Source organism: Pacificoceanicola niger (genome assembly GCF_048553275.1).
Taxonomy (GTDB): domain Bacteria; phylum Pseudomonadota; class Alphaproteobacteria; order Rhodobacterales; family Rhodobacteraceae; genus Pacificoceanicola.
Genome location: NZ_JBLZMW010000021.1, coordinates 13,927 through 33,882 on the forward strand (window position 1 = coordinate 13,927; position 19,956 = coordinate 33,882).

The window sequence follows — 19,956 nt, forward strand, 5'->3', positions numbered from 1 at the left end:
ATCCATCAGAATTTCGGTCTTTCAAAGGTCCACTCCGGCCAATGCTTTCGCATCTCCGTTTCGTCGTCGCGGTGTGTGTATCCGCAGTCGAGATAATTCTGATGCAGCCGCTTCAGCGCCGCCCGATCCAGTGTCACCCCAAGCCCGGGCCCCTCGGGCACCGTGACACAGCCGCCTTCGATCTTCAGCTTTCCGCCTTCGATCACCTCATCGGTCTGCCACGGGTAATGCGTGTCGCAATCATAGGTCAGGTTCGGCGTCGCGGCGGCCAGATGCGTCATCGCGGCCAGAGAAATGCCCATGTGGCTGTTGGAATGCATCGACAGGCCAAGACCCCAGATCCGGCAAATCTCCGCCAAATCGCGCGAGGCCTTCAGCCCGCCCCAATAATGGTGATCGCTCAGGATCACGCGAAAGGCATCCTGCGCCATGTTCGGCGGCAGATGCTCCTGCGCGACCACATACATATTGGTGGCAAGCGGTATTTCGGTTCGGGCCTGCACCTGCGCGTTGCCTTCAATGCCCACGGTGGGATCTTCGAGATATTCGATCAACCCTTCGAGGCGGGGCAAATACTTGAGCGTCGTCTCGACTGTCCAGCCCCCGTTCGGGTCAATCCTCAGCGGTGCCTTGGGGAACCGCGCACGCAGCGCCTCCAGCCCGGCGATCTCCTCCTCCGGCGGCAGGATACCCGCCTTGAGCTTGATCGCCTCGAACCCATAAGTGTCGAGAAAGCGCTCCGCCTCTCCCACCAGCTGCTCGGGCGTCAGAACCGCGCCCCACTCATCCGCCGCTTGCCCGGCGTGGCCTGCAAACTTGTAGAACAAATAGGCGGAAAACGGGACTTTTTCGCGCACTTTGCCCCCCAGCAGGTCACAAACCGGATGATCAAAGGCCTTTCCGAGCGCATCCCACATGGCCACCTCGATCGCGGCGACAACCCGCGGCAGAAGGGCCTCCTGCCCCATGTAACCGGTCAGATTGCCAACCACACTCGCCCGCGCCTTCGCCCACAGCGCATTGAGATCGGTCACCGTGATCCCCCGCAAGGACGGCGCCAACGCTTCCACTGCGTCGATCAGCTTGCGGGTGCCATAGCTCTCCCCAAGACCGATCACACCGTCCTCGGTCTCCACTTCGATCACCGAGCGCAGCGCAAACGGTTGGTGGCAGCCAGCGTTGTTCAGCAGCGGCGGATCATAGAATGCGATGGGCGTGATGCGTACATCGGCGATGCGAAGGTCAGTCATTTTGCCTCTCATGCCCGTGCCTGTGGCAGGCATCGGGCCAGTTTGGATATTTGCACAGAGAAGAAGAGCGGGGCCGCGCCCTCAGACCAGATGCGTTTCGATATAATCGAGGTTGAGATCCTGCCCGAGCCCCGGCTCCTCGCGCCCATGCACGTAGCCGTCACCATCCATCTCGTCGTCGATGCGGTTCTGATATTCCTTCGGCTTGTCATAGTCGATGAAGGGATGCAGCAGGCCGCGTTCGTAGAAACTTGTGTTGTGGATCGCAAGCGCGACGCTGAGATTGCCAGCGCCGGTGCCGTGCATTTCGCAGGACATGTGAAAGCTTTCGGCCATGTTCGCAGCCTTCATCGATGGCGTGATGCCGCCCACGTCCCAAACGCCGCAGCGCACCAGATCGACCGCGTCGGCCTTCACGTACTCGGCGCGGATCCAGTGTTTCCCGGTCATCGTCTCCGGTCCGAGGATATTGAGATCGCAGCTTTCGCGCAGCCATTTGTAGGAAGAAATCGACGCCTCCTCCATCGGCTCTTCCATCCAGCGGAAATCCAGCTCGGCCAGTTTGCGCGCCAGCCAGAGCGTATCGGTGCGTGAATAGAAATGGTGAGGGTCGAGCATCAGTGGCACATCCGGGCCCACCGCTTCGCGCACGGCGGCGCAGGCGGCATAGTCCTTCTTCGGGCTTGGCGCACCCGGCATAGGGGGCATCCAGCCGTGCAGCTTGACCGCCTTGTAGCCACGCTCCTTGACCATCCATTCGGCAAACCGTGCGTAATCCTCCGGCGTCGCCAACCCGTTTGCCAGATCGTCGCCGCACATGGTCGAGCCATAGGCCAGGATCTTCGGTCGCGCGCCGCCGAGCAGTTTCCACACCGGCTGGCCGCAGATCTTGCCCTTGAGATCCCAGAGCGCGAGGTCCACCGCCGTCAGGGTCCGGTCGCTCAACTGGCCACCCGACAAACGCTGCCATTCGTAGATCCGATACCACAGCGCCTCTGTCACCATTGGGTCCCGGCCGATCAGGTTCGGCCTGATGAACCTTTCCAGCAGAGCTTCGCGCACTTCGGCCGGACGGCAGATTACGCGCCCCTCGCTGCCGTCGTCGCAGGTGATGGTCAGCAAGGCGCTTGTTGTCTGGCTCTCCGGCCCCGGATGGCCGTGGCCATCACTGTCGCGCACGGTGTTCGAGCTGTGGGTGAAAACCTTGGCGGTCACCGATGAAATCTTCATGTCATCTCCGGTTCTATGATGTGTCTGAGAGCCTTGGCCGCGCGGCTCAGGCAGATGTCAGCGGCGGGAATCAACCGTCCGCGATTGATGAACCCATGGGTCACCCCAGGTTCGATGTGCAGGGTGTTCGGCACCCCGGCCTCGGTCAGCCTGGAAGCCAGCCGCCGTGAATCGTCGGCCAAGACGTCAAGCTCAGCGGCGATGATTTCGCAGCGCGGCATGCCGCGCAAATCGCCCTTGAGCGGCACCAGACGCGGATCGTTCCGATACATCTCTTCGGGATCATAGAGCGAGAACAGCTCCTGCATCCGCGCCCGGGTAAGGCCGAAGCCTTCTGCGTATTCGTAATAGCTTTGCGTGTCGAAGTCGTCTCCGCAGACCGGGTAGAAAAGCAGCAGCACCGCCAGCGGTCCGCCCTCGGAGAGCGCACAGGCCAGCGCCAGATTGCCCCCTGCCGAAGCCCCGCCAAGCGCGACGCGCTCTGGCTGGAACCCAAGCCCTCCGCCGCGCAGCCAGCGCAGCGCCGCGCAGCAATCACTGAGCCCTGCCGGAAACGGATGCTCCGGCGCCAGACGGTAGGACACCGACAGAACGGACCAGCCGCCCTCCGCCGCCAGCGCTGCACAGGCGCGCTCGTTCAGGTCGATCGAGCCACCGGTCCATCCGCCGCCATGCATGAACAACAGCACCGGCGCGTGCTCTGCGCCGCGATAGAGCCGCGCCGCCTGGGTCTGCCCCGCGCCGCCCGGCACCGTGAGATCGACGGTCGGCACGGCGGCGGCCCCCTCCGCCCAGAACGCCGCTGCCTCTTTCGGCGAGGCAAACCCCTGGTTTCGGCGCATCGCGTCTTCGACACCTTCGGCGAACATTTACGCCACCTCCGGCACATAACGGTGCCGCTGCCGCGATCCGCGCTGCGACGGATCGGCAATCGGCACCGAACTCAGAAGCGCCTTCGTGTAGGCATGCTGCGGGTTGGTGATGATGTCCTCGGTCTCGCCGATCTCGACGATGCGCCCGCGATACATCACCGCCACGCGGTCGCAGAAGTAGCGGATCACCGCCATGTCATGGCTGATGAAGACAAAGGACAGCCCCTTTTCCGCCTGCAATTTCAGCAGCAGATCAAGCACTTGTGTGCGGATGCTCACATCAAGCGCGCTTGTCGGCTCATCGGCGATGATCACCTTGGGATCAAGCGCAATCGCCCGCGCCACGACGATCCGCTGCCGCTGTCCACCGCTGAAGGCATGCGGATAGCGCTCCATCATTCCCGGATCGAGGCCGACCTCCGTCAGAAGCGTTGCCACCCGGTCTTCCAACTCCTGCCCCTTGCAGATGTTGTTCACGATCAGCGGCTCCGCGATAAGCTGCTTGACCGTCATGCGCGGGTTCAGCGAGGCAAAGGGATCCTGAAAGATCATCCGCACCTCGCGCCGCACTTCGCGCAACCGCTCCGGTCCCGCCTCCACAAGGTTCTCGCCGTTGTAATCGACAAGGCCGCCCTGCGGATTGTACACCCGCGCAATGCAGCGGCCCACTGTGGTCTTGCCCGATCCGGACTCGCCCACGATCCCCAGCGCCTCGCCCTGCCGCAGCGAAAAGGACACACCGTCCACCGCCTTGGTCACATCGGTAACGCGCTGAAAAAACCCCTCTTTCTTCTCGAAATGCAACTGCAGGTCCTGAACCTTCAGCACTTCTTTGGCCGCCGCCGCCGGGCGCAGCTTGGCCTGGGCCGGCTCTTCAAGGCGTTTCACCGCGCCAAGCAGCTTTTGCGTGTAGGGATGTTGTGGCGCGTCGAAAATCTGATGCACGTCGCCCTCTTCGACAACGTGCCCCTTCTCCATCACCACGACCCGGTCGGCGATCTCGGCCACCACGCCCATGTCGTGGGTGATGAACATGATCGCCATGCCATTGTCGCGCTGCAGGTTGCGCATCAGGTCGATGATTTCCGCCTGCGTGGTTACGTCGAGCGCCGTTGTCGGCTCGTCCGCGATCAGCACATCCGGATGACAGGACAGCGCCATGGCAATCATCGCCCGCTGCCGCATCCCCCCCGAAAACTCAAAGGCGTATTTGTCGAGCGCCTTGTCCGGATTGGGAATTTCCACCTGCTCCAGAACATCGCGCGCCATCTGCCGCGCGGTTTTCTTGTCCACGTCGCGGTGGAGCCGGATGGCCTCGACGATCTGGCTGCCGATGGTGTGCACCGGGCTGAGGCTGCTCATCGGCTCCTGAAAGATCATCCCGATGCGGCCGCCCCGGATGGCCCGGATCTCCTTGCCCCGCGGGTCCATGTCCGTCAGGCAAACCGGCCCGGTGCCCTCGGGATCGAACAGGATGCGCCCGCCGTTGATAATGCCGGGTCGCGGCACCATGTTCAGGATCGTGCGCGCGGTGACGGATTTGCCGGACCCGCTTTCGCCGACGATGCAGGTGGTCTTGCCCCGGTGCAGATCAAAGCTGATGCCGTGCAGCACATCGACCACGCCCTGCCGCGAGGAAAACCCGACGTTGAGATTCTGAACGGAGATGATGGGACTGTCGGTCATGACGCAGCTCCTTTGTTACGATGTCCGAAAGACAGGTCCGGCGCGACGGCGCGCCGGAGTGCCCGGTGCAAGGCGACGTCACTGCTCATATGGATCAGCCGCATCGCGCATCCCATCGCCGAGAAAGTTGAAGGCCAGAACCGCGATCACCACGAACCCGCCAGGAATGAAGAGCCAGGGCGCCTGCGAGATCGTCAGGATGTTCTGCGCTTCCTTGAGCAGCACACCCCATGAGATCGCCGGCGGCTGCAGACCGAGGCCGAGGAACGACAGTGAGGTCTCCGCAAGGATCATCAGCGGAATGGCCAGTGTCAGCGATGCGATGATATGGGAGGTCAGCGAGGGCAGCATGTGACGGAAGATGATCCGCGCCTCGCTGGCACCATCAAGCCGCGCTGCAATGACGAAGTCGTCGTTCTTCATCGCCAGGAACCGTCCGCGCACCACCCGCCCAAGCTCGGTCCAGCCAACCAGGCTGACGATCAGGGTGATGACGAAATACTGCTGATAGATCGGCCAACTCGGTGGCAGCGAGGCCGCCAGCGCCAGCCAGATCGGGATCGTCGGCAAGGACAGCACGAACTCGATCAATCGCTGGATGACCGCATCCACACGGCCGCCGTAGTAGCCCGACATCCCGCCCAGCGTGATCCCCAGAACAAGCGCGATGGCCACGCCGACAAGGCCGATGCTCATGGAAATGCGTGTGCCATAGAGCACCCGGCTGAACATATCGCGCCCCAGCCGGTCGGCCCCGAACAGGAAGAACTTGTCGCGGTTGTTGACGGTGGCAAACAGATGAATGTCCGTCCGCCAAAGCCCCCAGAACTTGTACTCTTCGCCGCGCCCGAACAGGGTCAGGTAAATCTTCTCCCCCGACGGCACATAGGAAATCGCAAGCGTCTCCGGATCGCGCTGCCGGTCCATCTCGTAAACCCAGGGCCGGATGCGCGTGCCCTCATCGGTGCGGTCGATAAAATGGATCATCTGCGGCGGATGGAACACCGCGCGGCGGTTCTGCTTGGTCGGATCGGCGGGTGCCACGAATTCGGCGAACAGCGCAATCAGGTAGAGAAAGGCAATCACCCAAAGGCCGATCTGCGCCAGCTTGTGTTTGCGGAACGACCACCACGTCAGTTGCCACTGGCTGGCGATGGCCACGCGGTCCGGATCCATGTCCTTGTCCAGCGCGGGGGCGTCGTGTTGGTGGGCATCAGCCGGAAGCTGCGCCTCGTGCGGCTCGTCCAAAGCCTTGGCATCACTCGGATTATTCATAGCGAACCCTCGGGTCCAGAAGGACCAGCAGAATATCGGAAATCAGCATGCCCACGACGGTCAGCGACGAAAGCAGCAGCACGAAAGCCCCGGCAAGATACATGTCCTGCGACAGCAGCGCCTGCAGCATCAAAGGCCCGGCGGTCGGCAGGCTGAGCACGATCGCCGTAACCACGGCACCGGACACAAGGTTCGGCAGGACCCAGCCGATGGTCGAGATGAACGGATTGAGCGCCACACGCACCGGGTACTTCATGATCAGCCAGAACTCGGACAGCCCCTTGGCCCGTGCCGTGTCCACGTAAGGCTTGTTCAGTTCGTCAAGCAGGTTGGCGCGCATGATCCGGATCAGGCTCGCCGTCGCCCCGGTGCCCAGCACCACGACCGGCAGCCAGAGGTGTTTCATCAGATCCACGAACTTATCCCACGACCAGGGCGCGCCCTGGTATTCCGTCGAGAAAAGCCCGCCCACGTCGGCGCCGAAATGCACCACACCGATATACATCAGGATCAGCGCCAGCAGGAAGTTCGGCGTGGCAAGACCGATGAAGCCGATGGTCGTCGCGACGTAATCGCCGACGGAGTATTTCTTGACCGCCGAATACACGCCGATCGGAAAAGCCACCGCCCATGTAAACAGCAGCGTGGCAAAGGACAGCATCACGGTCAGCCCCATGCGCTGCCAGACCAGCTCACTGACCGGCTGGCGCCACTCGAAGGACATGCCGAAATCGCCCTGAAGCAGATTGCCGACCCACTTGAAGTACTGCACGTACAAGGGCTGATCGAGACCGAAGCGGGCGCGCAGATTGTCGACCGAGGCCTGGTCGAGCACTTCGTTGCTCTCGCCAAGCTTGGCGATGTAGGTGGTCAGATAGTCACCGGGCGGGGCCTGGATCAGCAGGAAAGCCACCACGGAGACCGCAAAGAGAAAGGGCACCATCCAGAGGATGCGCTTGATGATAAATCGCCAGATCATGGGGTATGTCGCCTGTTGTTTGGGCGGGGGGGTGCGGGGCACAGCCCCGCCCTACGAAGGGTCGCGCCAGTCACGGCGGGAGATCACCGGGGTCGCCCACGGTCCCACGCGCACCGGCCCTGTAGGGCGGGGTTATCTACCCCGCCCCGTGGAGCCTTACTTCTCGTAGAAGTAGGTTTGTGGCAGCGTCGGGCCGGGATCGGGATACATCCACGAAGCCGGGATCGCCTCCGGGACGTTGCGCAGGTCCTTGTTGACCACGCCAACGAGGTTCGGCGCCAGCGCAATGCCGATCACTTCGAACTCATCCGCAGCGATCTGGTGGATCTGCCGGAAGATATCCAGCGCCTTGTCCTGATCGGCCTCGGCCTTGTAAGCCTCGTAAAGCTCAAGCCGCTTCTTCATCGCGTCAGACGGCTCCTCGCCATCGGTGCCGCCGGAGATATACCAGCGCACCCACGGAATGGAGAACCAGCTTGCCTGCGGATGTACCGAAAGCACGTCCCGCGGGGACAGCGTCGGGTCAAGACCACCGGGCGCACCCCAGACCATGAAATCATGCTCGTTGGCTTCGCCTCGGCTGTAGTAGATCGAGCGCTCCACCGAGGAGGCATTCAGCTCGACACCGATGTCTTCCCACTGCTCCTTGATGATCTCAAGGCTGTCGCCCCAATCCGGCTGTTCGATGCCGGTGTAGTTGACGTTAAAGGTAAAGCGGCGGCCATCGGGCAAAAGGCGATACCCATCGGCGTCCCGCTCGGTCAAACCCGCCTTGTCGAGCAGCTCATTGGCACGATCCGGGTCATACTCGGTGTGCTGACGGCCAAGCTGTTCATTGTACAGCACATGGTCCGGACGCGGCCCGATCTGCCACGGCTCGCCCTGCCCTTGATAGACAATGTCGATGATTTCATCGCGGTCGATGCCAAGGCTCAGCGCCACGCGCACGTCCTTGTTGCGGATCACCTCCCGCATCACCGGATCCTTGTGGGTCTGGTTGAAGTGGATCGCCATCACGTTCGAGTTCGAGTTCACCATGTTCAAGATCTTGAACCCGCCCTTCTCGGCGTTCTCGGCAAAGACCGGCTTATTCGCAAGGTTGGAGATCTTGCGCCGCTGCATGTCGATATTGCCCGCGACAGCTTCAAGAACCAGCGCCTGGTTGTCCTGTGCCACACCCATCTCAAGCTGATCGATATAGGGCAGCTGATTGCCCGCGGTGTCGACCTGCCAGAAATACGGATTGCGCTCCATGACCACCTTGGTCGAGCCCGCGCTGTAGCCGTCGCCCGTCACGACCCAGGGGTCGAGCGTCGGACGTTCCGGGTTCGACCAGCGGTTCGGCGCTTCCACCTCGCCACAGTTCAGGCGATAGAGCCCGGTCCAGTCCTCGACGGCCTCGGTCGCATCGACCATGGCCTGCACGTTGTCATTGTACTTGGGGTGGAACTGCATGCAGTAATGCTTGGCCCAGAGCACAGGCTCCTGCGCCAGCGGCGTGGCCAGCTCCGTCAGGAAGGTGCCATAGGGCGCGGCGAAGGTGAGCTTGACGGTATAATCGTCGATCTTCTCCGCCTGCATGGTTTCACCGGCCACCACGAAACGCGCCGGGGCGTTGGGATAGAATTCCTTGTTGTTCAGCAGGTCATCGACGAAAAACACGATGTCATCGGCGGTGAACGGCTCGCCGTCCGACCACTTCATCCCTTCACGCAAATGGAAGGTGAACGCGCTGCCGTCCTCGCTGCTCTCCCAACTTTCGGCCACGTTCGGCACGACGCCGGAAAAGTCGGGCTTCCAACGCGTCAGGCCCTGCGGGCTGACCACGCGCAGGATCGAGTTGTGATCGTTCGACCCGCCCAGCATCCGGCGCAACTTGCCGCCGTAAACGCCGACCTTGTCCAGCGGCGTGACAACCTCTGGCCGAACTGGCAAGCGCTCATCGACTGGTGGCAGCTCCCCCGCGGCCACTTTCTCGGCAAGCTGGGGCGCCTCCTCAAACGCCCATGCACCGAGCGGTGTCAGCGCGGCACAAACCGCCAGCATCGAGGCGGGACGCGAAATGCGTCGCATGTATGACATAGCAATAATCCTCCCTTGTGAGACCGCTTGGAACGGCCCGTGACGGTATTGGTGACATTTGGATTGCCAAGCTGTCAACATATTAATATGACAGGTCTTGTAACTTGTATGACTGCACCGGAAATTACCCGGGCAACACATCATGGCAATGCGGAGGAGGCAGGCCAGCATGACGGGAATCACCATCAAGAGCGTCGTCGACAGCCATTCGAAGGTCGGCGAAGGCGCGGTCTGGGACGACCGGGAACAGGTGCTGTGGTGGGTGGATATCCCGGCCGGGCTGATCCATCGCTTCGATCCGAAAACCGGCGAAAACACCAACAAATCTTATGGCGAACCAGTCGGTTGCCTCGCCCTGCGCGACGCGGGCGGCATGATCCTCGCGACAAAATCCGGCTTCTGGACCTACGATTGGGACACGGGTGCGCGCGCGCCGATCCACGATCCGGAACCACACCTCGAACACAACCGGTTCAATGACGGCGCCACCGATGCGCAGGGTCGATTCTGGGCGGGCACCATGAAGGACGGCGGCGGAGGCGATCCCGAACGCCTCGGCACCTTCTATCGGCTCGATCCGGATATGAGCGTAACCAAATGGAAAAACGGTATTTTCACCACGAACGGCATGGCATTTTCGCCGGATGGACGGACGATCTACTACTCGGACAGCAATCCGGCAGAGCGCACCATCTGGGCCTGTGACTACGACACCGAAACTGGCACCCCGGGACCGGAGCGCGTTTTCTTCGACACCCGCGCCGTGGCCGGGCGCCCCGATGGCGGCACAGTCGATTCGGAAGGCTGCTATTGGCAAGCCGGCGTCTCCGGCTGGCAGCTCTACCGGATCTCTCCTGAAGGCGAATTACTGATGACCATCGACATGCCCATCGAGAAGCCCACCAAGCCGATGTTTGGCGGCAAGGATCTCGACACGCTTTATGTCACCTCCATCGGCGTCGGCCTCACCGAAGGCCGCGATCAACCGGACGCAGGCAACCTCTTCGCCATCAGCGGGCTGGGGATCAAGGGAATCCCACAGTGGCGCTTCGCCGGCTGATCCCCGCTTCTTCTTGCCCAAATACTTCAAAACCCGATCCTAAACCGACAGGCGCTACCGATGAAGATTACAGGTCTCAGAAGTTATATGACATGTGACCGCGACCGCCCCCGCGTGCTCGTGGCTATCGATACCGACGCCGGTATCACCGGCTGGGGCGAATGCTACAACCATGGCCCGGACCGCGCGCTGCCGCCGCTGCTGGACTATCTATACCTGCAACTCGAAGGCGAAGATCCGCGCCGCGTCGAGCGTGTCTATCAAAAACTCCTGATGCAATCGCGGTTCCCGCCCGGCGCGCTTGGCCTTTCCGCGATTTCCGCCATCGACCACGCGCTTTGGGACATTTCCGCCAAGGCGCTCGGCGTGCCGGTCTACCAGATGCTCGGCGGCGCCGTGCGCGACCGCGTGCGTGTCTATCTGGGTGTCTACTCCGCACCGGATCCGATGGATGTGCGCAGTTTTTGCAACGACATGAACGAGCGTTTTGGCTTCACCGCTTTCAAACTCTCGCCCTACCGCAACGATTTCCTGGCCGAGCCCTGGGGCAAGACCCTGAAGGCCACCGCCGATTGGGTCGAGGTGCTTCATGGCCTTTGCCCCGACTATGAATTCGCATACGACGCCCACGCCAAGCTCTTCGAGCCCTGGCAGGCGGAGCAGCTCGGCAACGCCATCGCCCCCTTCCACCCCATGTTCTTTGAGGAGCCCATGCGCCCGGAGAACATAGATGCCTGGGGCGCGCTCAAATCCAGGCTTCGCGTCCCGCTCGCCACCGGCGAGAGCTTGTACAACCGCAACGAATTCCTGCGCCTGCTGCAGGTCGGCGGCGTCGACATCGTTCAGCCCGACATCTGCGTCGTCGGCGGCATCTCGGAAATGCGCAAGATCGCCGCCCTAGCAGAGGCTTTCTTTGTCCCGGTCGCTCCGCACAATCCCATGGGGCCGCTGGCCACGGCGGTGAACCTGCATTTCTCCGCATCCTGCCCCAACTTCAAGATTCTCGAATACCGTTTGCCCACCGGCGCGTCGTATCACTCCGATGGCATGCAGGGCGAAGACACCGCCGCCTACGTCAAGGACCCCTACCTGCCGGTTGACGGCCATCTGGAACTGCGTCCAGATCGTCCCGGCTGGGGCGTGGAGATCGACGAAGACTACCTGAAAACAGACCGTTATGTGCATTGGGAGCGCAAGCTCCCGAAACGGCCGGACGGGTCGTGGAGCTTTACATGAGCGATCTGCGCGACAGACTGCGTGGCCTGCTTGCGCTGCCGGGCCCCGGCTCCGCGCCGCGCGAAGTGCTGCTCAACGAGCAGGCGCGCCCGGGCGGGGTCGCTCAACACTGGCACATCGGCGGCCTGCCTGCCACGCTGCTTCATGCCGCGCCGGACGCGCCCACCGTGCTGTACTGCCACGCCCACGGAGGTGATTACACGCTGGGTCGCCGCGAACTGACCGAGGGGGCCCGCTGGCTCACCGGGCCCTACGCGCCGGACCTGCTGGCGCGTGGGCTCAATGTGCTTTGTCTCGACATGCCCGGTTTTGGGGAGCGGCAGAGCGAAGGCAACGAAAACGCCTTGGCGAAGGCGGCGCTCTGGCGCGGTCAACCGCTTATGGGGCGGATGCTTGAAGACCTGCAAACCGCCGTAACATGGCTGCAAAGCCGCTCGACTGCCCCGATTGCCACGCTCGGCATGTCCATGGGCGCGGCCCATGCCTATTGGCTCGCCGCGCTCGACACCCGCATCGCCGCCTGCGCGCACCTGTGCATGCTCGCGGACATGGCTCCGCTGATCGAAACCGGCAGCCACGACCGCCACGGCCATTTCCTCACGGTCCCCGGCCTGCTGACCCACGCGGACATGGGAGATGTGGCCGCGCTGATCGCGCCGCGTCCGCAGACCGTGGCCCTTGGCAGTGGCGATCACTTGACCCCGCCGGAGGCCCGCACTCCGGCCCTCGCCCGGCTGCGTGCCGCCTATGGCGGCATCGAAAACCGCCTTGAAGCCACGATCTTCGAGGCCGATACACACGTCGAAACCCCCGCCATGCGTGCCGCCACCCTCGCGTTCCTTGAACGCTGGGCCGACGCCGCGCGCGGCGATCTCCAAGAGCAAAGGAACTCCGCATGAAACGCCTTCTCATCACCGGCGCCGCAGGCGGCCTCGGCACCGCCCTGCGCAGCAAACTCGCCCCCCTCGCCGAGACACTCCGCCTGTCGGACATGACAGAAATCACCGACCTCTCAGAAAACGAGGAAAGCATGGCCTGCGATCTGGGCGACGCGGCTGCGGTCGAGGCGTTGGTCAAGGGCTGCGACGGCATCGTGCACTTCGGCGGGAAAAGCACCGAAGGCCCGTGGTCCGTCATCAACAACGCCAATATCCAGGGCGTGATCAACCTCTACGAGGCGGCACGCAAGAACGGCAAACCGCGGATCGTCTTTGCCTCCTCCAACCACGCCACCGGCTTCTACCCACAGGATCAGGTAATCGACAACACGGTCTATCCGCGCCCCGATGGCTTCTACGGCATCTCCAAGGTCTTCGGCGAAGCGGTCGCCACCGCCTACCACGACAAATTTGGAATGGAGACCGCCATCGTCCGCATCGGCTCGTGTTTCCCGGAGCCCCGCAACCACCGCATGCTGTCCACATGGATGAGCTATGACGACTTCGCCGCAATGATCACCCGGATTTTCGACGTGCCGAAACTCGGCTGCCCGATCATCTACGGCGCCTCGGCCAACACCGCGACCTTCTGGGACAATTCCAACGTAGCCTGGCTTGGCTGGCAGCCAAAGGACAATGGCGAGGATTACCGCGCCAAGGTGGATGCCGACACGCCCAAACCCGCGCCGGACGCCCCCGATGTGATCTGGCAGGGCGGCATGTTCTGCGCCGAAGACATTCACGAAGAATAACGCACGCCCCGCGCCTGCAATGACAAGAACAAGGACCAACCCAATGATTGCCCCAACCGACCTGAGAGACATTCTCCGCTCCGGCCTGCTCTCCTTCCCGATTACCCCCTTCGACGCGGAGGACGGCGTCAACCACAAAGCCTTTGCCGCGCATCTCGAATGGCTGGCCGAGACGCCGGTCGCCGGGCTGATTGTCGCCGGCGGCACTGGCGAGCTGTTCTCCCTGACCCCTGAAGAGGTGGTCGCGGTGGTCAGGACCGCCAAGGAGACCCAGCCGAACGACCCGATCATCGCGGGCTGCGGCTACGGCACGCGCATGGCCATCGACATGGCCCAGGGCATCGAGGCGGCGGGCGGAGACGGTATCCTGCTGCTGCCCCATTACCTGATCGGCGCGCCGCAAAAAGGCATCGAAGACCATATCCGCCGGATCTGCCACAGCACGAACATGGGCGTGATCGTCTATAACCGTGGCCAGTCCGTGGTCTCCGCCGAGACACTGGCGCGGCTGGCGGACGACTGTCCCAACCTCGTCGGTTTCAAGGACGGCACCGGGGACATCGACACGGTCAAGCGCATTACAGTCCACAATGGCGACCGCCTGGCCTATATCGGCGGCATGCCCACGCATGAACTCTTTGCCCAGGCCTATCGCGGCGCGGGCGTGGACACCTACTCCTCTGCCGTCTTCAACTTCGTCCCCAAGACGGCGCTTAAGTTCCACGCGGCCTTCCTCGCCGGAGACGATGCCACCTGCGAGCAGATGCTGCGCGACTTCTACTATCCCTTCGCCAAGATCCGCGATCGCTGTACCGGCTATGCGGTCTCTGCCATCAAGGCGGGCGTGGCATTGCGCGGCTTTGACACTGGCCCGGTCCGCACGCCGCTGACCGATCTGACCGGCGAAGAGCGTGAGATGATGGCCGACCTGATCAACGGCTACGATTGAAGAGTTTCGCCGCGCTGCTCGCGTCGAGAGCGGGGCGGCCCCTGTGAAGTAACAACTGTTCCTGATAGTGGGTTACAGTGGGTTTTGATGCCGGAAGAGCTGCGAAGTCCGGGGGGTGGTCCGGGATCGTCCTGCGGAGTCTGGTCGTTCCGGACGGGCCTCACCGGAGGCGGGATTGGCGCTTGTACCATGCGTGGATAGCGCTCTTGCTGACGCGCCGGTTCCCCGGGAACACTTCGGCAACAGCCTCGGCGATCTGGTGGAAGGTCAGACAGTCAAAGCGGGGCACGGACGAAGGCGCTAAGCTCCGGGTCCGTGTCCAGCTTGGCATGCCGTCCCATGCGGTATTCGCGGCGGTGGTCCGTGACCGGCACGTCGCAGCGCAAAGCGCTTTGCAGGGCCTCTTCAACAAGGTCTGCAAGCGCCTTCCCAGCCTCATGCAAAGCCGTCTCCGCCGCCAGGTGACGCGCCTGCGCATCGCGAAGGTCTTGCCGCAAGCGATCCGCACGGGCAGGAAAGTCGCTCATGCCGCCCGATCTCCTTTGCCTCGGCTCCGGGCCTGCCGGCAGGTGCGCAAAACGTTGGTGTTGGTAGTTTTGAGCCTTCGGCAGATTTCAGAGGTTCCCTTGCCCTCGGCAGTCAGGGCGAAAATGAGCCAAGCGCGGGGCATGGGATTGCAGACGCAGTTGTCCGGCATCCGCGCTCCAAGCGTGCGCATACGTTCAGCGCCGCTCAACGCTTCGGCCATGCTCTTAACCTTCGGATCGCCCGGGAAGTAAAGCGGCGCTCCGCCAAAAGCGATCAGGAATTGCACCGCCAGTTCCGGCCCGAAGACCTCAACATAGGCGTCGAGATGCGCGGGGTGGCGCGGGTATTCGATGGCGGGTGGGTTGGTCATGGGGCCGTTGCTCCTGCATGGTGTAGGCGGTGCCCGGTCCGGGATGGATGGTGAAGCAGGCACCGCGCCCCAGCGAATTCCCGACGGCGGGAGGAATTGGGCGGCCAAAGGTCTGACCACCGCCCAATGCTTCAACCGCTGATCGGCCGTCCGGGATTGACGCCAAACTGAGCGCTCAGGTGCATCACCTCCGGGGAATGCTCGAGCTTGGCCGCCTTGTCTTGCGCTCCGGGCTGGCGTGCCGGGACAACGGAGGTTGTCAGGTGCGCGCAGGCGGGGGCGATTGTCCGCGCGACAAGGTGAACCGCATCTTCCGGGCACCAGCGCCGAACCTGCTGTGGGATGAGCCATTGGTTCGCCAATGGTCCGAGAGAAAACCGCGAATGATTTTACCGTGGTGTCGACGTGGCAGGGCTTTGTCTTGTTCGGGGCCGTGCTCGGACCAATGGTGCTCTGGCCCCTCACCCTTCGTCATCGATACGTTCGCTGATCGCATCGTCGGGTGGCGGGTCTCGCGGTCCGCCAAAACGGACTTTGTTCTCCCCTCTCGGGACATTGCTACGCAATGCCCTGTCTTGCAGTGGATGCTTTGGAGCAGGCCCTGCACGACCGACGGCCCGTTCAGAAAAGCGGACTGGTTCACAATTCGGACCGCCCCTCTCATGGTTTGCTTTGCAAACCACCGCCGGGTAGCGGGACGGGCAATATTTGTCCATTCGACACACCGAGCGTTTGGCCGAGGCTGGCATCGAACCGTCGGTCGGCAGTGTCGGTGTTTCGTATGACAACGCCCTGGCCGAGACGATAAAAGGTCTCTACAAAACCGAACGGATCCTTCCCCCGCCATCACGCCAATTTGCGCGATCCGAGTGATGGCTCCCATCATGCATCGGAAGCTGTCGAAATCATAAGACAAGAGGGGCCTAGGACCGTGGCGCAACATGCAGGATCTGGAAATGGCAAGCCTCGGCTGGGTCAATTGGTTCAACAACCGTCGACTGCTTGGCCCCATCGCAAACATCCCACCAGCAGAGGCAGAAGAGAACTTCCATGCACAGCGCGACGTGCTCGATATCGTCACGTGAAATGAAGCTATAGCGCTCCGACAGACCAGTGGCGATTCAATCGGACGAACATTTCTTCAACGATGGCACGCCGGTGAAGGCGTTCGCCACGGGCCTCGGACCGGGGGCGGCCACGTCGCTCACCCTCGATGAAGAGCTTCCAGCCGAGGGAAAAGGCGACGTCCGGGTGATCCGCCAGATACGAGTGTGCTGCCTGCATCCTCCCCCGACCGGTCACCGCCGAGCCCGAACCGATGACCCGCCCCAGACACCAGCAGCCGCAACGCAGAAGTTGATTTCCGTGGTGCACGGCGCTCCAACGCGGCCCACGCTTCGAGGGCCGATCCCGACGCCCGGCTGTTCAAGAAGTCACCCGGCGCCGGGGCTATGCTGTGCGTCATGGACATAGGCTGATGGAGAACCGCTCCGATCTGATCGTGCAGGCCGAGTTCACGCAAGCTGGCGGCGACGCTGATCGCCGTGCCGCCCTCGACAGGCTTCACCGTCATTCGCCCGGATCGACCCCGTGCGAGACCCTGACAGCGGACCGCGGCGACGCCAGCGCCAACTTTGTCGTCGAGCTGCGCCAGACTTCGTCACGCCGCAAGTCGCGCAGACGTTCCGGCATTCCGCCATCGACGGCCCCCGCCCCCGCAATCCCGGCCATGGGAAATCCCAGCGGCGGCGGAAGACGATCAAGGGGCCCTTCGGATGGATCAAGACCGCCTGCGGGGTGGCGCAGACCCTGTATCGCGGCATTGAGCGGGGCGCGACGGAAGGGTTTTTTTTGCCCTTGGCCAAGACCCGCCCAGCGTACCCGTAGTGGTAACCCGCTCCGCCCGGACGCCTTTTTCAGCGGACTGTTCGTGATGTTGGAGCGTGGATTTGGCAACGAACGCGACGCAGACGCAGAAACCGGGCCGCTGCGGCCGGAACTTGAACGCACTGTCAAACGGTGGGGTTCTGCGGTTCTGCAATCCGTTCGGATGGCAAGTTGCTGCTGCATCGGCAACGGGACGTTGCCCTTGGCTTGTCGGACATGGCGGCTGGTTTGCTTTGTCTTGTACGCATCGGCCGGAATGCACAGCACCGCCTCACGAGGGACTTCGCCATCTGTTGTCTCCCGCCGTGCCGAAGATTCGGAGCATGATCACCCCCCTGAGCGGACCGCCAATGGGGGGCACCGTGCGGATGACCAAGCCAACGACCAAATCCAAAAGGTTCGACGCCAGCGACAGGAAAGCCAGGTCCGGCGCATCACCAAATGATGGTTCAGATCGCCAAAACGACCGACTTGACCGCGCGATGCGCGAACCTGCAGCGGTAAGAACGGGCCAAAACCCCGAAAAGGCTTGCAGAACCGTTTTGGGCTCGTCTACGCTGGCGGCTGCATTTCAAATGCGGAGTGCTGGAGACATTGCAAACGAAACCAACTCAGGGAACCCATGATGGGAACGTTCAATTACACCCATACCGTCGCTTATCAAAATAACAGTTTTCTAGGGACTCAGGGACCTTTTAATCTAACGATCGACGACGGCGACGTGGACAGCACTTTTGAAGTTGGCGATACGGTCACAACGCAGTCAGCCGGGTATACATACGCCGGGACATTTTCGATTGATGGGACGGACTGGCCGGCGTTTACTTACACCACCGACCCACAATTCGTTGTTGTTTTCATGGACCAGCAACCGGTCTCTCCGCCGGGGACGTTCTCCGCGAACGGTGCCACTGCGAATGTGGCCTGTTTTGGCCCCGACACCAGGATCACAACTGAAAATGGTGATGTTCTGGTCCAAGACCTCAAGGTTGGAGATAGCCTGGTAACGGCGGATGGCGCAACCGCACGTGTCCATTGGCTAAGCGTAATTTCACGCCCCACCGCAATTGCAGGACGGTCTCTGGACGCTGTCCGCATTCGCGCTGGCGCTTTGGGCAACGGGTTGCCGCAGTCTGACCTGACCGTGACGGCGGACCATGGCATGATCCTCGAAGGGCTGGTGATCAACGCCAGCGCCTTGGTGAACGGCACGACGATCGATTTCGTGCCACTGGCAGAGCTGGGCCAGCGGGTCACCTATTACCATATCGAAACCGAGGGCCACGACGTGATCCTTGCCAATGGCGCACCTGCCGAGACCTTCGTCGATGTGGCGGGCCGTCAGGGATTTGACAATTACGCCGAATACCTGGAGCTTTACGGGGTCGAGCGGGTCATCCCCGAGATGCGCGCCCATCGGATCACCACGCAACGCCTGCTGCCTGATGCGATCCGGACGCGGCTGGGCATTGCCGAGAAAGAAATCCCGGACTTCTCCCTCACGGCCTAAGTCGAACCGGTCGGGTGGGCAATGTCGCCCACTCGGCCGTCCCCCTCTCCGAGATCCATATCAGACCGGTGTCGGGACGCGCGCATGGTGTTCGCCCTTCGGACAGACGGGGCTGACTTTGTCCGGAATATTTCATTCACCGTTTACACGAATTGAAATGGGCCTCCAAAACTACTTGAATATTCAGATTATTCTGTATTTTTTCAGTAAATCGCATCTCAAATCCCGCGGTTTTGTTGGGAAAAGGAAACCGATGCGGGTGATTTGGCGGGCTGACACACGACCGGAGGTCGACCTGTCACAGACCGCAGCATTGCTTTGGGCAGCGGTCTTGCCTTGCAGCGCGCACCGGACAAAAAACGGTTTCCAGGGTCAGCGCCCCGATCATCGCATGCAAGGGTCGTCACAGCGATCACCGGCTCTGGCTCGGCCTTTGGACCATCACCGAACACCAAGGGTGCGCCCACACGACGCTGATCGCGCCGCTGCTTGATCTGGTTCGGGTGATCGCCAAAGCCCTGCACCAGCTCGACCATGGCTTTCTCACCTGCGATCGCAGCCACCGCCACTCTCGCGTTGAATGCCGAGCTGTGGGTCCGGCTCGGTCGTCCTGCCACGGTCGGGCTTACGCCATTTGGCAATGGTCTTGACGTTATGCCCACCGCCCGGCTCACCGCCGGGTTCGAAGCTTTCGATCGCATTATGAGAGTTCAGACGGTGCGCGTGGGTCTGGCGCTCCCGTGGAGAACCTGTCCCAAGTACATCCTTGTGGTGGTCACAGATCACCACATGCTGCGACAAAACACCTGGCTCGGCGGCAAACTTCTTCGTCACGAGATTTAGCCACTTGCATTATGCGTTATATTATAACATATCGACCGTATGTAATAGTGTAACAAACTTGGTTCGAGGTCGAGGTGCGCGATGAGGAAGCAAGGCGTGGAGCGCCAGAAGAACATTCAGACGCTACTGAGAGATCAAGGCCGCCGCATGGCGGCCTACGAAGCTCCTGAGGCGATCAAGCGTGAGGATGCCAGACCGGCGCCGCCGACCGTCTATCGCGCATTCTCCGCGCTGACGGGTCGCGCGGCCACCCACCAGAGCGAGCCGCTGAACGCGTGCGGCTCCTGCCGGTGCGACCATGCTGATCGCGTCCCGGTTCTGGCCATCTGTGACGATTGCAAAACGGTGGAAGGGCCAGCAGATCGACCGTTTATGGCGCGGTTTACCTGGATTATGGCGGCGACCGGCGTCCATGCCCGGCGACACGTGGCAGAGCTGCATGGCCTGTTCCGGACCTGCACCTGACCTGACCCTTACTCGGCGACTATGAAACACCTCGGAGCGCGCAG

General features: G+C 62.2%; 18 protein-coding genes and 2 pseudogenes. 9 read left to right on the forward strand and 11 right to left on the reverse strand.

Annotated features, from left to right (window positions below; all coding sequences use genetic code 11):
- Positions 1 to 5 precede the first annotated feature (5 nt).
- The 7 genes from ACN2XU_RS20990 to ACN2XU_RS21020 all read right to left on the reverse strand — a co-directional run bounded on the left by ACN2XU_RS20990 (position 6) and on the right by ACN2XU_RS21020 (position 9,374).
- Positions 6 to 1,250: an enolase C-terminal domain-like protein gene (locus ACN2XU_RS20990; protein ID WP_419412310.1), complete on the reverse strand. Its 1,245-nt coding sequence runs from the start codon at positions 1,248 to 1,250 to the stop codon at positions 6 to 8.
- Positions 1,251 to 1,331: 81 nt separating this feature from the next.
- On the reverse strand, positions 1,332 to 2,480 hold the full coding sequence (locus ACN2XU_RS20995) for an enolase C-terminal domain-like protein (RefSeq protein WP_419412311.1): 1,149 nt from the start codon (positions 2,478 to 2,480) through the stop codon (positions 1,332 to 1,334).
- Entirely contained in the window at positions 2,477 to 3,349 is an 873-nt protein-coding gene (locus ACN2XU_RS21000; RefSeq protein ID WP_419412312.1) for an alpha/beta hydrolase, read from the reverse strand. Before ACN2XU_RS21000 ends, ACN2XU_RS20995 begins: the two co-directional genes overlap by 4 nt.
- The gene (locus ACN2XU_RS21005) at positions 3,350 to 5,038 is read right to left on the reverse strand and encodes an ABC transporter ATP-binding protein (protein WP_419412313.1); all 1,689 of its coding nucleotides are present in this window, start codon (positions 5,036 to 5,038) and stop codon (positions 3,350 to 3,352) included.
- 78 nt (positions 5,039 to 5,116) lie between these two features.
- Positions 5,117 to 6,313, reverse strand: coding sequence for an ABC transporter permease (locus ACN2XU_RS21010; RefSeq protein WP_419412314.1), 1,197 nt, complete (start codon positions 6,311 to 6,313; stop codon positions 5,117 to 5,119).
- Positions 6,306 to 7,292 carry an ABC transporter permease gene (locus ACN2XU_RS21015; protein WP_419412315.1) on the reverse strand — a complete coding sequence of 329 codons (987 nt, stop codon included), beginning with the start codon at positions 7,290 to 7,292 and terminating at the stop codon, positions 6,306 to 6,308. The genes ACN2XU_RS21010 and ACN2XU_RS21015 overlap by 8 nt, the downstream gene beginning before the upstream one ends.
- Before the next feature lie 156 nt (positions 7,293 to 7,448).
- Positions 7,449 to 9,374 carry an ABC transporter substrate-binding protein gene (locus tag ACN2XU_RS21020; RefSeq protein ID WP_419412316.1) on the reverse strand — a complete coding sequence of 642 codons (1,926 nt, stop codon included), beginning with the start codon at positions 9,372 to 9,374 and terminating at the stop codon, positions 7,449 to 7,451.
- 169 nt (positions 9,375 to 9,543) lie between these two features.
- On the opposite strand from ACN2XU_RS21020, the gene ACN2XU_RS21025 reads away from it, so the two are divergent.
- The 5 genes from ACN2XU_RS21025 to ACN2XU_RS21045 are packed head-to-tail and all read left to right on the forward strand — an operon-like array spanning position 9,544 to position 14,309.
- Positions 9,544 to 10,434 (forward strand): SMP-30/gluconolactonase/LRE family protein, encoded by an 891-nt coding sequence (locus ACN2XU_RS21025; protein ID WP_419412317.1) that lies wholly within the window; start codon positions 9,544 to 9,546, stop codon positions 10,432 to 10,434.
- Between the two features lie 60 nt (positions 10,435 to 10,494).
- A complete protein-coding gene (locus tag ACN2XU_RS21030) occupies positions 10,495 to 11,670 on the forward strand; it encodes a mandelate racemase/muconate lactonizing enzyme family protein (protein WP_419412318.1) in 1,176 nt (391 codons plus the stop codon).
- Positions 11,667 to 12,569, forward strand: coding sequence for an alpha/beta fold hydrolase (locus tag ACN2XU_RS21035; RefSeq protein WP_419412319.1), 903 nt, complete (start codon positions 11,667 to 11,669; stop codon positions 12,567 to 12,569). The genes ACN2XU_RS21030 and ACN2XU_RS21035 overlap by 4 nt, the downstream gene beginning before the upstream one ends.
- Complete coding sequence (locus tag ACN2XU_RS21040; protein ID WP_419412320.1) at positions 12,566 to 13,360, forward strand: NAD-dependent epimerase/dehydratase family protein; 795 nt, start codon at positions 12,566 to 12,568, stop codon at positions 13,358 to 13,360. The genes ACN2XU_RS21035 and ACN2XU_RS21040 overlap by 4 nt, the downstream gene beginning before the upstream one ends.
- A gap of 46 nt (positions 13,361 to 13,406) precedes the next feature.
- A complete protein-coding gene (locus tag ACN2XU_RS21045) occupies positions 13,407 to 14,309 on the forward strand; it encodes a 5-dehydro-4-deoxyglucarate dehydratase (protein WP_419412361.1) in 903 nt (300 codons plus the stop codon).
- Between the two features lie 275 nt (positions 14,310 to 14,584).
- Here ACN2XU_RS21045 and ACN2XU_RS21050 read toward each other — a convergent pair whose 3' ends face one another.
- The gene (locus ACN2XU_RS21050; protein ID WP_419412321.1) at positions 14,585 to 14,836 is read right to left on the reverse strand and encodes a hypothetical protein; all 252 of its coding nucleotides are present in this window, start codon (positions 14,834 to 14,836) and stop codon (positions 14,585 to 14,587) included.
- Positions 14,833 to 15,207, reverse strand: a complete 375-nt coding sequence (locus tag ACN2XU_RS21055) for a hypothetical protein (protein WP_419412322.1) — start codon at positions 15,205 to 15,207, stop codon at positions 14,833 to 14,835. Before ACN2XU_RS21055 ends, ACN2XU_RS21050 begins: the two co-directional genes overlap by 4 nt.
- Positions 15,208 to 15,491: 284 nt before the next feature.
- Between ACN2XU_RS21055 and ACN2XU_RS21060 the strand changes: the two are divergent.
- From ACN2XU_RS21060 to ACN2XU_RS21070, 3 genes and pseudogenes are all read left to right on the forward strand, one after another.
- Positions 15,492 to 16,292: pseudogene (locus ACN2XU_RS21060) on the forward strand (transposase domain-containing protein); the annotation flags it as partial.
- Positions 16,293 to 16,332: 40 nt separating this feature from the next.
- A pseudogene (locus ACN2XU_RS21065) lies at positions 16,333 to 17,037 on the forward strand (transposase); the annotation flags it as partial.
- Between the two features lie 679 nt (positions 17,038 to 17,716).
- Complete coding sequence (locus ACN2XU_RS21070; RefSeq protein WP_419412323.1) at positions 17,717 to 18,604, forward strand: Hint domain-containing protein; 888 nt, start codon at positions 17,717 to 17,719, stop codon at positions 18,602 to 18,604.
- Positions 18,605 to 18,822: 218 nt separating this feature from the next.
- Here ACN2XU_RS21070 and ACN2XU_RS21075 read toward each other — a convergent pair whose 3' ends face one another.
- On the reverse strand, positions 18,823 to 19,140 hold the full coding sequence (locus ACN2XU_RS21075) for a hypothetical protein (protein WP_419412324.1): 318 nt from the start codon (positions 19,138 to 19,140) through the stop codon (positions 18,823 to 18,825).
- Between the two features lie 7 nt (positions 19,141 to 19,147).
- Positions 19,148 to 19,438 carry a hypothetical protein gene (locus ACN2XU_RS21080; RefSeq protein WP_419412325.1) on the reverse strand — a complete coding sequence of 97 codons (291 nt, stop codon included), beginning with the start codon at positions 19,436 to 19,438 and terminating at the stop codon, positions 19,148 to 19,150.
- A gap of 105 nt (positions 19,439 to 19,543) precedes the next feature.
- Here ACN2XU_RS21080 and ACN2XU_RS21085 point away from each other — a divergent pair, with 105 nt between their 5' ends.
- Positions 19,544 to 19,912 carry a transcriptional repressor gene (locus ACN2XU_RS21085; protein WP_419412326.1) on the forward strand — a complete coding sequence of 123 codons (369 nt, stop codon included), beginning with the start codon at positions 19,544 to 19,546 and terminating at the stop codon, positions 19,910 to 19,912.
- The last annotated feature ends 44 nt before the right edge of the window (positions 19,913 to 19,956 follow it).

Coding starts and splice junctions, on each gene's coding strand:
- ACN2XU_RS21035 (WP_419412319.1), top strand. CDS start 11,667: ATGAGCGATCTGCGCGACAGACTGCGTGGCCTGCTTGCGCTGCCGGGC.
- ACN2XU_RS21030 (WP_419412318.1), top strand. CDS start 10,495: ATGAAGATTACAGGTCTCAGAAGTTATATGACATGTGACCGCGACCGC.
- ACN2XU_RS21075 (WP_419412324.1), bottom strand. CDS start 19,140: ATGGTCGAGCTGGTGCAGGGCTTTGGCGATCACCCGAACCAGATCAAG.
- ACN2XU_RS21070 (WP_419412323.1), top strand. CDS start 17,717: ATGATGGGAACGTTCAATTACACCCATACCGTCGCTTATCAAAATAAC.
- ACN2XU_RS21015 (WP_419412315.1), bottom strand. CDS start 7,292: ATGATCTGGCGATTTATCATCAAGCGCATCCTCTGGATGGTGCCCTTT.
- ACN2XU_RS21020 (WP_419412316.1), bottom strand. CDS start 9,374: ATGTCATACATGCGACGCATTTCGCGTCCCGCCTCGATGCTGGCGGTT.
- ACN2XU_RS21050 (WP_419412321.1), bottom strand. CDS start 14,836: ATGAGCGACTTTCCTGCCCGTGCGGATCGCTTGCGGCAAGACCTTCGC.
- ACN2XU_RS21040 (WP_419412320.1), top strand. CDS start 12,566: ATGAAACGCCTTCTCATCACCGGCGCCGCAGGCGGCCTCGGCACCGCC.
- ACN2XU_RS20995 (WP_419412311.1), bottom strand. CDS start 2,480: ATGAAGATTTCATCGGTGACCGCCAAGGTTTTCACCCACAGCTCGAAC.
- ACN2XU_RS21000 (WP_419412312.1), bottom strand. CDS start 3,349: ATGTTCGCCGAAGGTGTCGAAGACGCGATGCGCCGAAACCAGGGGTTT.
- ACN2XU_RS20990 (WP_419412310.1), bottom strand. CDS start 1,250: ATGACTGACCTTCGCATCGCCGATGTACGCATCACGCCCATCGCATTC.
- ACN2XU_RS21010 (WP_419412314.1), bottom strand. CDS start 6,313: ATGAATAATCCGAGTGATGCCAAGGCTTTGGACGAGCCGCACGAGGCG.
- ACN2XU_RS21055 (WP_419412322.1), bottom strand. CDS start 15,207: ATGACCAACCCACCCGCCATCGAATACCCGCGCCACCCCGCGCATCTC.
- ACN2XU_RS21005 (WP_419412313.1), bottom strand. CDS start 5,038: ATGACCGACAGTCCCATCATCTCCGTTCAGAATCTCAACGTCGGGTTT.
- ACN2XU_RS21025 (WP_419412317.1), top strand. CDS start 9,544: ATGACGGGAATCACCATCAAGAGCGTCGTCGACAGCCATTCGAAGGTC.